Source organism: Paenibacillus foliorum, assembly GCF_013141765.1.
Lineage (GTDB): Bacteria > Bacillota > Bacilli > Paenibacillales > NBRC-103111 > Paenibacillus_S > Paenibacillus_S foliorum.
Window position 1 is genome coordinate 1 of record NZ_WHOD01000134.1, and the last position, 10,816, is coordinate 10,816.

The following is a 10,816-nucleotide window of genomic DNA, read 5'->3' on the forward strand; positions in this document are numbered from 1 at the left end:
TTGTACTTCTGATTGTTTAAACTTCATAATAAGAGCGCCTCCTTGATGGTGTTGGGTTGTAAGCCCGGGACAAACTCATCATACCGAGGCGCTCCTTTTTTGACAAAGGCTATTTCTTAGCCCTAACAGGAATGTTTTGTTAAATCTAAACGCTGCTACTCCTCTTGCCCTGACTTTCAAGCATAAAAATTGAGAATAATCCTTAAATGCGGGAAACGATACATGTTCTTGTCCTAAATCGGCAAACGATATATGTTCTTGTCACTGGCTTTTGACAAGAACATATATCGTTAAAATGAAAAAAGCCGCAGTTATGCGGCCACTTAAGCTTATATGTTCTTGTCACTCGACATTTCTTTTACTACTGCGATGATGGATCCACTCATCCTGGTCTGCCTACGCACAGATAAGAAACTCCCTGGCTGCACACTTCCTCAGTTTAGGTAATTTGTCATGTCGTCAACGATATCGTCAAGACATCCGGTCGGGTGATCGTCTTTGCGCCGTTGTTATCGAGTCGCGATCCCTATCTCCGCCGAATGTCACGCATTCTAACACTAATCGGCTGGTGGACATCCCCCGATGAGATAACGTGCCGCTACTCCCGCACCCTTACTCCTAGCAGCCATACAAGGGGCAACATTCCCACGATGACCAGAAAAGGTATATACCCTTTTAAAGCCGCTTCAGGGGAAACGCCTGCACTTAGTACGATGACCATCCCCGCAGCACTGACAATACGCCCGATACTGATCGCGATTTCCCTAGCTACGATAAGCTCCATCCGGTATTTACCTCCATCGTCAAACGACTCTATGGAATTCATCAATGTCGTATTGAAGGGCACCTGGAATAACGGTACGCATATGCCAGCCAGTATGGTATATGCCGTCAACGTATACGGACTGATGTTCCACCAGAGCAGCATTAATGAAGCGCTAAAGCCTGTCGTTCCGATAACCATTATCCGGTACTTCGCTTGACTCCCTATGCTCCTGCCCATTCTGTAATAGAAGATAACGGAGCACAAGGTCAACAGAAAGGCGAAATTGCCCATAACCCCTTCGCTCCGGGTTACCGTGTACATCAACAGCCATAGGACGAATGCGAGCACATCATCGCGAAAATGCAGCGCTGCGAAGCTATAGGACATCGCTCTCCAGCTCCGGTGTTTATGAACGGAGAGCAGGGCGGGCCAGGAAAAGGGAGACGAGTCTTTTACTATAGGGAGCTTCAGCCCGAACAGGATAGAAAAACCGTACAGGATAACGGATAAGGTAAAAATGATGCCGTAACCAAGTCCGGACTGCAGCCCGACGATAAGCCAACCAGCGATAAGCGGCCCGACCAATTGGGTGAGGGAACTGATCATGCCGTTGACGCCGTTGAACCAGTCCCGATTCGTTTTCGAGGTGAAATCCACGACAAGGGTATTGACCGACATCCAATATAGGCCGGATGAGACGCCGAATAATATCCCCAGCGGTATGGAATACGCTGCAGATACTTGTCCCAGTACCAGAATGCACAAATAAAAACAAAGGAAACCGCCGTTGCCAAGCAGCAGTCCTATCGTTCTTCCTGCCTTTTTGCCCAGCCAGGCGGCCCCGATAAAAGCGGGAACCCAAGCGCAAAAGGAGGCCAGATGAAAGCTGAGAACCTGCAGCAGGTTCTCAGACACTTTAAATAGATATACATTAACGAATATGCCGGACAAAGCGCTGGCACCTGTATTGAATGCTTTTACAGCAAGAAGCATTCGACTGGCCTTCATCAACTTCCCGGAAATCTGTTGCTCATGCTGATTCACAAAGTCGAATCTCCTCGTTGATAAATGAATAAGCTCGGTTGATTAGTTGTTACGTTATCGAATATAGATCGGATTGCACGCCAAAGCTAGCAAGGTTTGACCGACTTCAGCAAAATGTCGGCGAATTTCGGCTCGGTAAAATAAACGTTCTTCCAACCTCACTTCAAGTTCCTTTGTTTCGCAGCGAGGCTCTACGATCCATTCCTGCTCCACTCCACACTCCGTAAGCAGCCTTATAGAGTCTCCGGCGTTCAGTCCATTACAGGACATAACAAGCTGTAGTCCATCCGCCACCTCATCGGCCGAAATCGTGTCACCCATCATCCACTTGCCAGCGTTCATCGTAAGACGCGGTCCTTCCGGCGCATAGGACAAGAACAATCGGCCCCGGTCTACGGCTTCCAGAATTCCCCGAACTGTCCTCGACTCCGCATACACCCAGTTGGTCGGCATGCCGTGCTTAACATGAGGCTGTACCCGGTGGAAGTCACTGCCGCCAACAGCGACCAACTTCCGCCCTGCCGCCAGTTGTTCGTGCCACCAGGTCAACGTCAGCTCGTTATCTTTCCGCCATGGTCCGTTCCATATTTCCACCCAATCGTGGTCGACATCGAAGTCCCATAACCAACCGCAGTTGCGGCAGTGAGGATGATTCAACGAAATTTTAGCCCCGCGCTCCCTTGCAATCCGGATATACTCCTTCGCTTGGTCGAATGAGGCAGTCAGGAAATAGTCGCCCGGCTGCTCTACGCCGTAGAAATTACAGTGGCCGTAACGAGTAGTCAATTCCACGCCAGGTATGAAGACGAGCTCCGAATCCTTCGGATAAACGAAGTTCTGGCTAACCGTGTTATGATCGGTCAAGGCCAAAAAGTCGAGCCCCGCCTCCAGCGCCATCCGTTCCACCTCAAGCATCGTATATGCCCCGTCGCTATGCACGGTGTGCGCATGCAGTTCTCCTTTCAGCCATCTTGGACTTTCCATCTCGAAACGTATAGTCAAGATGACACTACAGCCGGTCTCCCCTATTTTTCTAGCGTTCAACATAACGGCCCAAGGACCCGGCGTTAAGGGTCCCGGTATGTAACCCGGCGTCGCCTTTTCCGTTCCAATAAAAAATTCAGTGCGCGCTCCCCCGCTCCATCCGCGCATCCGCTGCGCGTCTTTAATCCCAAGGTTGACGACTCTTCTATCTGCTCCGTATGTCTGCGCTTCTAATAACACATGCATACGCTCTACACCCGCAGGCATTTCAAACGGGACCTCGATATACGATTCATCCTCTTGCGGACCAATCTCGCGCCTGATGATAAGCTCCATTATTTTACACTCCTTTTTTTGTTGACCGTTCATCACTGAAACCTCACTCTTTTACCGAGCCAACCATGACGCCTTGAACAAAATATTTTTGCACGAAAGGATAAATGACGACGAGCGGCAGCAAGGAAATGACAATACCGGCCATCCGTATGTTTTTGGTTATAATAAAGTTGCTAGATGTCGAGGCCGTATCGATAATAAGCGATTTGAGCGCAATTTGCAGTGTATACTTGGTACTATCGTTCAGGAACATGAGCGCCGAGGTGAAATGATTCCATCGGCTGACGAATTCGAACAGCGTGACGGTGGCAAGACCTGCGGCTGCTAGGGGCATGTACAGCGTTAAAAAAATCCTCAGTTCCCCCGCTCCGTCGATCCTTGCCGATTCAGCCATCTCGTGAGGCACCGCCAGGAAAAAGTTGCGCATTAACAACACGCTGAAGCCGGATACGAGGCCGGAGATGATTAATGCCGATAAGCTGTTCAATAGTCCCAGTTCTTTGTTCACGATGTAAAGGGGGATCATAATCATTTCACCCGGTACCATCATTGTGAGCAGGATGAACGATACCATGAGCTTCCGTCCTGGTAGGGAACGTTGGATTAGCACATACCCGGCTATGGACGACAGCAATACGTGTCCGACCGTTCCGACTACCGTCACGATGGTATTGTTCAAGAACGGCTGCCACAGCTTGATTTTGCTCCATACCGTCACATAACCTTCCAGACTGAATTCCTTAGGCCATAAAACAACCCTCGGTTCCATTGAATCAACGCCTGTGGAGAACGATAGTGCTACCGTATTCATTAAAGGAATAATCATAGTCGATATCAATATCAGGAGAAAGAGCGTATTCACAGCGTCAAACGCTCTCCCTTTAAAACCGGTGCCTTCAGTTCTTCTGTTCATCGTATGGTTCACCCCTCGTCGTAACGGATTGCCCGACGGACAACTAGCGTCAATAGTAATGTAGCGGCAATGATCATAAACCCGGCTGCGTTGGCAACGCCCATGTCGAACTTGATGATCCCTTTTTCATACGTATAAATCATGAGGACGTCCACCGAATGCTCGATGGCAGGATTTTTCATAATAAATACTTGATCGAAAATTCGCAGCACGCTCAAGGTGCTGAGCAGAAGCACGACCTTCATAGCAGGCACCAGCTGAGGGATCGTAATGTAACGGACCAGCTGCCATCGGTTCGCCCCGTCGATCCGGGCCGATTCGAATAAGGACGGGTTGATGCTGACAATCGAGGCGAGATAAATGACGCAAGTAAACCCGGCCTCCTTCCATATCGATGAAGCGATCATGATCCAACGTCCGTAAGCTTCCTCCGCAAGAAAATGAATCGGTACCGCGCCGAACCAGCCGAGAATTTCGTTAACCAGTCCACCGTCGGGGCTCAGCATAAATATCCACAGACCAGCCACGACGACCCAAGAGAACAGATGCGGCAAATAAATGATCATTTGCGTGAATTTACGGAACCAGCTTTTCATGACTTCGCTCAAGGAGAGCGCCACGATCAGCGGAGCCACAAACCCGGCCACCAAAATTCCTCCGCCGATGAACAGCGTGTTCTCCAGCATCCGCCAAAAGTTCGGATCGGTCAGAACAGTCTTGTAATTATCCAAGCCTACAAAAGGACGGTTTCCAATCACGCGAAACTTCTGAAATGAAGTAATGAAACCGCGGAGCAGCGGATAATAAGAAAACAAGAGAAAATATACGATTATCGGAAGCATCATGAGATAAAAGACCGAATGTTTCCGTAGCGCCTTCATGTTGCGAACACCACCTTCTCTACTTGTCAGCTGATTTGAAAGAGAGGGCACAAACACCCTCTCCCTTATTCTGAATGGACTTCATGCGGAGCGGTCAGTCGATGAATTTTGCCGCTTTCAGCTCCTGATTCATTTTGCTGACGGCTTCGGATGCCGGTATTTTGCCCTGCATGGCTTGAAGCGCGTAGTTGTTAATTATTTTCTCGATATCCTTCCAGTCCTTACCCGTCGTTTCCACAGTACCGTACTTCATGACCAGCTCCTTCGCTTCCTTCACGCCTGGCAAGGAACCGAACGGGTTCGTCCAGTTTGTATTGTAAACATAAGGGGCGCCGTGGTCGAGATTATGGTCTTTTCCATCCTGTGTCAGCTCGTATTTGCCGTCTTTTACGGTATAATCATGGCCTTCGATGCCAAGCGTTGCGAGAACATTGCCCTTCTCCGTACTCCAGAATTCGATAAATTCCATGGCCGTCTTCGGATCTGGGGAATTTGCCGGAATGATCCATGCGTTCGGTTCTCCACGGCGCATCATGATTTTGCCGTCCGGCCCCGCTGCAGGCAGCAGACCTTTTGCCTTGAATGTGGTATTGGGATCCTTTTGCATGCGCATATTATTGAACGTCCCTACCCACGTATCCCAATAGGTGACCATACCAACGCGGTCGGTCAGGAACATGTCCCGCATTTTACCTGCATCGTTCGTTGCGAAGTTAGGGTCAAGAATACCCTCTTTGTACAACTTGGCAAACCATTCATAGACCGGGATAGCGGCTTCAGTCGCGTACGGGATCGTGCGTTTGCCATCCTTAGTAACGTAACCGGCTTTGACACCAGCAGCGCTCATAAACCCCTGGATATCGTACAAGCCGGCTGTGGACAAGCCATAGGTGTCGGCTTTGCCGTTCCCGTCGGGATCTTTCTCTTTGAATGCTTTCAACACATTGTAATATTCGTCGAGCATCTTCGGTTCCTGGAGCCCGAGTTTGTCCAGCCAGTCTTTGCGAACTATTGGCATCGTACCGCCCTGAAGCTTGGTGAATATACCATATATTTTGCCGTCGCTCATCTTCACCTGCTCCCATTCATTCTTAGGGAAAATAGAAGGGTCGGAAATGAATTTGGACCCCTTGATACGATCATCGAGCGGAGTCAATACGCCTTGATCGAACAGTACTTCCATAAGCGGTCTATCCACTTGGATTAAGTCGTATTTCTCGCCGGAGGAAATAGCGGTCAGCAATTTATCGTTGAATCCGGTAGCAGGCTTCTCCATTTTGACCTTGATACCGGAAAGACGTTCCACTTCCTTCTCAAACAGCTCATGCTCCTCAGGGGTTTTACCGCCAATGGTGCCTACCATCATGCGAAGCTCCTTTTTCTTCTGCTCCGAAGGCTTTTGACTGTCACCATTGCCGCCGGCCGACTTATCCGAATTTCCGCAAGCAGCCGTAATCAACATCGTGGACGACATTACGACCGCCAAACTAACTTTCATAACTTTCTTCATCATGACTAGTCTCCTTTTGAATTCGTTTTGTTTGGTGCATCTATGTTGACTCATTGAACAACCTTGACTGGACCGCACGATTCGCGGTGAATGAGCTCCCACGGGATAATGACCCGCTTGATGATTGGTGTTTTGGCTGCACACTGATCCAGAAGCATCTTGGCTGCTTCGCTTCCCAACAGCTCCCCGTTCAACAACATGCTGCTTACCAGCGGCTGGAGCTCGGCTCCATATGTGGTCTCCAAACTGAAAGCAAATACCGACAAATCTCTTGGAATTACCAATCCAAGCTCTTCGGCCGCCTGGTAGACGCCACGCGCCACTTTATCCGTATCCGTAATAATTGCCGTGATGGACGGGCGGGCGGAAAGCAATCGTTTGGCCGTGATGTATCCGTATTCCTCAGAGCTTCCGGATCGTTCGTCTTTATACACAACCAATTTGGCATCTACTGGAAGCTCCGCCGTTTCGAGCGCTTTCCGATATCCGTCAAAGCGCTCATGGGACACGGTACGGTGTTCGGGTGCATTCAAGAATAAGATATTCCGGTGTCCGAGACCAATAAGGTATTCGGTTACCTGACGGCCAGCTCCAACGTTGTCGTTGCTGACGTACGAAACGGTGGATTCGTGAGACTCTGGCGGCCTTCCAATGACGACGATTGGGATACCGCCGGCCACCCTCTCCTCGATGCGCGGATCCCGAACCATCGGATCCAGCAATATTTCCCCGTCCACCGGATCGGAGGACCAATTTTCCAACCGGTTCGTGAAATGCTTCGGCAGCATATTCACGAGAAGCCGGTAGCCACGTATGTAGCATTCCTCCAACACTCCATTTAGCAGTGTCATGCGAAATTGGCCAAACTTGACCTTTTCATCCTCCATGTTGAGCCCGATGATTCGTGTTTCCTTATTGGCTAGACTGCGTGCCCAGTAATTCGGTTTATAGTTCAATTCACGGGCCGCCTCCAGCACTCGTTCAGATATTTCTTTGCTGATCGGTCGTTTTTGTGAAAATACATTGGAAACGGTGCTTTTGGATACGCCGGCGGATTTTGCAACATCATCGATCGTTGTCAACTGACCAACTCCTTTGTTCGTTCGATGAGTTTTATATTAAACCGGTTTTGTTAACTGAATGTCTTCGCTGTACTTAGAATTTGTAAAGATGAGGTTTAACTACAGGATATATAGGTCTAAATAGAGAGAAATCAAGGATTTTGAAGTTAATTTGACCGTGAAAGAATATTTCTCTCGAACGGCTAGCGGTAAAATAACTTGATGATTATGAAAGCGGTTCGACGATTTCGGAATGCAATCACCCTCAATTCCATATTCACATAAAGAAAAAAGTCTTCCCTGATGGGTGAAGTGTACCCCTTAGAATAGACGTTGGAAAAAAAACCTGGTTAATCCGATGAATTCTAAGGGGTGCATTTTGATGCCAGCTAAGAAAGGACAGAAGTTCAAGCATTACAGTGAAGAAACTGTAAAAAGAAATAAAATATTAGACTGAAAATTATCAAGACCTAAACTTAAGAAAAATCAAATAACATAAAGGGTTCCACATATTATGCATGAATAATATGTGGAACCCTTTATGTTTAACTATCGTATCCCGTCCCTCAATAACAAATTACCAATCCTCAGTCATAAATATTCTTAATAATTTTCCGTTTAAGCTATCAAATTCTTTCAACATTTCATCCGAATTCTTGGAGTGTTTGCTTTGAACGTAGAACCTGCTACAAGTGTAAATCAGGATGCTGACAATCTCTTTGGAAACCATATCATCGTTGCTTATTGATTTTTTATAATAATCTAGGTTCGTGTGTAAAGTACTAATTAAGTTACTATCAATCAGTGCATTACCATTTCCAGCGTTATTACCTCTTAATTGCAATATTAATTCCCTGCAAATATTTTTCAATATTTCTTCAATGCTGCTTTCCATAATTGTCGTCCCTTCGGATCAATGAGCAAACGTTCTTCGTTAGATTCCTGTAGATGGATAAATTTCAGCTTTGTAAAAAAACGAACGCCTCAGTACGATGGAAGTACGCTACGGGTCAATGCCCTTTAATTCCATCATCCAGGAGGACGCTCTACTATGATTTAAATCACAAGATAAGCAAAATCAACTCATTGAAAACATTACCGTTAACCACATTGTTGTGGGTGTAGACATTGCTCAGGAGGCTCATGTTGCTAGAGCAGTTAACTTCCGCGGAGTCGCTCTCGGTAATCCATTAGAGTTCAGAAATGACGAAGATGGGTTCAAATCCCTCGACCGTTGGATTCGCGACTTGTTAGCTTCATATAAGCTATCCCAAATAATCGTTGGTATGGAACCGACTGGTCATTACTGGCTTAACCTTGCTGGGTGGCTCAAAAACAAAGCCATTGAAGCCGTACTTGTGAATCCTCACCTAGTTAAAAAGAATAAAGAAAACCACGACAATACTCGCTCTAAAAGCAACAGAAAAGATGCTTTAGTTTTCGCCGACATGGTGAAAAACGGCTACTACTCCCCTGTCCGCTTCCATTCCACAGAGTACGAGGAGCTGCGAGTACTCATGGCTAACCGAGAAACAGTCGTTAAAAGGCTTGTAAGTGCGGTAAACCAGATCCATCGCTGGGTCGACATTGTCTTCCCTGAACTGAGACAAGTCTTTAAGATCTTAATTTGTAAGGGTGCATTGTTAACTCTTAGGCTTTTTCCACTCCCAACTGACCTTTGTAAACTGAGTCCTGACGATGTAATTAAAGGATGGCAGAAATCCATGAAGCGGCATTCTGGTGTACGTAGAGCTCATCTTCTCATCGATCTTGCCAAGCAAACTGTTGGTTCTAAGCAGGCAACACACGCTTACAAACTCCATCTAGAGCAGCTCCTTGAGGAGCATGATTTAGCAACTAAACAACTGCAAAGGATCGAAAAAGAAGCTAAGGACGTTGTTGAACGTATCCCTTACTCAGGCAAGATCCTAGCCATTACAGGTATAAGTTCAATTGCTTTAGTTGGTGTTTTAGGAGAGTCTGGAGATCTTAGAGGTTACGCGCATGGGAATGCCTTACTCCGCCACGCAGGACTTAATTTGATAGATGTGACAAAGGAATGAAAGGGCTATTGGCCCGTTGAGACATGGGAGTGAAAATCGCTAAGGGCACCGTGGAGAATACGTGCAGCATTTGGAATGAATTGGGTGATTCAACTCCACCTCTGTTCCCGCGTGCCTTTTTAACGACACGCCCTAATATATCTCGCTCTCTTTCATTCATCATCGAAATCGAAAGGATGAAATCCTGCGAATAGACGAGCTTGCGTGAGATAATTAAATCATACCGAGGGAGCGGAACGCCTGCCAACGAAATTTATATTAATACCGCTAGTCCCGTCTTTTATCTATGACGTCCTTAATCATCTCTTCAGTTTTGACTTCTTCATGACTAACTGTTATAAAACAAATTCCACCTTTTTTAGTTGGGAAACCCAAAGATAGTTTGTTATCAAAAGATGCTTTAAGCACGTAACCATCTCTGACTAAACCTAAGTACATTTCAATTGATTTTTTTGTTTGATCATCTTGTTCACGGTCCAAAGCATCCTCAAAAATAGGAACGAGTTCCTTTAAGTTAAGTTCTTTGAATGCTTGTGCTGCCTTTTCCCTTACCCTTTTTCCTTTTTTATCGGCGATTGCGGTAAGGATTATTTCTTTGCAAAAAGGAACCGAAACACCTTTTCTAATACATGCAATGATTTGGAGACGTTCATTTACCTTCTTTGACGTAATTAGGTTGCGAATAGCCTCTCTAGCTACTTCATGTTTAATAGCTAATTTCCAAAGAAAGTCAGCTCCTATTTGCCATACCCCCATATGTTTATTTCTTGCCGCATTAACGATTGGTTCAAGCTCATCAATAGTAATTGTTTCTTTCGGTTCTAAGGTGTCGTATACGTCACAAGTCGCCAATAATATTTGCTTTTCTTCCACGTTATTAAAAGCTTCCTCAATAAACTTTCGTGTTCTTGTAGTAGGCATGCTAGTTTATTCCTTTCTGTATTCATGTTCGGTAATAGTCCCTTTAAGCTTCATGCATCTACCTACTTTCTAACAAACGCCGATCCTAATATGAACATATTCTTCGCTCTTTACCGCATTCCCTTTCGTACTATCCTACCTGTTTGTTAAGCAAATCTGCCCTTTAGCTTAATAAAAACAAGGAGCAGCTGCTGAGGCAGTACTGCTCCTTGTTTTGTTCAACTATAGTGTCCGTTTGCTTAATAAATTCGCTAGATTCAGCCTTTTAATTTCTTCTCTATTTGTATTTCACGAAGTAATAAAAATAAAGGAAGGCCTAATGAAACACCTACTACAA

General features: G+C 46.3%; 8 protein-coding genes and 1 pseudogene. 1 reads left to right on the top strand and 8 read right to left on the bottom strand.

Features of this window, described 5'->3' with window-relative positions; translation table 11 throughout:
- Positions 1-598: 598 nt before the first annotated feature.
- The 7 genes from GC093_RS35115 to GC093_RS35145 all read right to left on the bottom strand — a co-directional run bounded on the left by GC093_RS35115 (position 599) and on the right by GC093_RS35145 (position 8,390).
- The gene (locus GC093_RS35115; protein ID WP_171656612.1) at positions 599-1,810 is read right to left on the bottom strand and encodes an MFS transporter; all 1,212 of its coding nucleotides are present in this window, start codon (positions 1,808-1,810) and stop codon (positions 599-601) included.
- Between the two features lie 54 nt (positions 1,811-1,864).
- Positions 1,865-3,130, bottom strand: coding sequence for a CehA/McbA family metallohydrolase (locus tag GC093_RS35120; RefSeq protein WP_171656613.1), 1,266 nt, complete (start codon positions 3,128-3,130; stop codon positions 1,865-1,867).
- Positions 3,131-3,173: 43 nt separating this feature from the next.
- The gene (locus GC093_RS35125; protein ID WP_171656614.1) at positions 3,174-4,043 is read right to left on the bottom strand and encodes a carbohydrate ABC transporter permease; all 870 of its coding nucleotides are present in this window, start codon (positions 4,041-4,043) and stop codon (positions 3,174-3,176) included.
- An 8-nt stretch (positions 4,044-4,051) separates the two neighbouring features.
- The gene (locus GC093_RS35130; protein ID WP_171656615.1) at positions 4,052-4,924 is read right to left on the bottom strand and encodes an ABC transporter permease subunit; all 873 of its coding nucleotides are present in this window, start codon (positions 4,922-4,924) and stop codon (positions 4,052-4,054) included.
- A gap of 94 nt (positions 4,925-5,018) precedes the next feature.
- The gene (locus tag GC093_RS35135; RefSeq protein WP_246315843.1) at positions 5,019-6,437 is read right to left on the bottom strand and encodes an extracellular solute-binding protein; all 1,419 of its coding nucleotides are present in this window, start codon (positions 6,435-6,437) and stop codon (positions 5,019-5,021) included.
- Positions 6,438-6,484: 47 nt separating this feature from the next.
- Complete coding sequence (locus tag GC093_RS35140) at positions 6,485-7,516, bottom strand: LacI family DNA-binding transcriptional regulator (protein WP_171656616.1); 1,032 nt, start codon at positions 7,514-7,516, stop codon at positions 6,485-6,487.
- A 556-nt stretch (positions 7,517-8,072) separates the two neighbouring features.
- Positions 8,073-8,390 (bottom strand): hypothetical protein, encoded by a 318-nt coding sequence (locus GC093_RS35145; RefSeq protein WP_171656617.1) that lies wholly within the window; start codon positions 8,388-8,390, stop codon positions 8,073-8,075.
- Between the two features lie 190 nt (positions 8,391-8,580).
- Here GC093_RS35145 and GC093_RS35150 point away from each other — a divergent pair.
- Positions 8,581-9,549, top strand: a pseudogene (locus tag GC093_RS35150) (IS110 family transposase); the annotation flags it as partial.
- 276 nt (positions 9,550-9,825) lie between these two features.
- Here the strand turns inward: GC093_RS35150 and GC093_RS35155 are convergent.
- A complete protein-coding gene (locus GC093_RS35155) occupies positions 9,826-10,479 on the bottom strand; it encodes a hypothetical protein (protein ID WP_171656619.1) in 654 nt (217 codons plus the stop codon).
- Positions 10,480-10,816 lie beyond the last annotated feature (337 nt).

What these genes read in the sequence shown, in the direction of transcription:
- GC093_RS35120 (WP_171656613.1), bottom strand. Translation starts at nt 3,130, where the DNA reads ATGGAGCTTATCATCAGGCGCGAGATTGGTCCGCAAGAGGATGAATCG.
- GC093_RS35125 (WP_171656614.1), bottom strand. Translation starts at nt 4,043, where the DNA reads ATGAACAGAAGAACTGAAGGCACCGGTTTTAAAGGGAGAGCGTTTGAC.
- GC093_RS35130 (WP_171656615.1), bottom strand. Translation starts at nt 4,924, where the DNA reads ATGAAGGCGCTACGGAAACATTCGGTCTTTTATCTCATGATGCTTCCG.
- GC093_RS35135 (WP_246315843.1), bottom strand. Translation starts at nt 6,437, where the DNA reads ATGATGAAGAAAGTTATGAAAGTTAGTTTGGCGGTCGTAATGTCGTCC.
- GC093_RS35145 (WP_171656617.1), bottom strand. Translation starts at nt 8,390, where the DNA reads ATGGAAAGCAGCATTGAAGAAATATTGAAAAATATTTGCAGGGAATTA.
- GC093_RS35155 (WP_171656619.1), bottom strand. Translation starts at nt 10,479, where the DNA reads ATGCCTACTACAAGAACACGAAAGTTTATTGAGGAAGCTTTTAATAAC.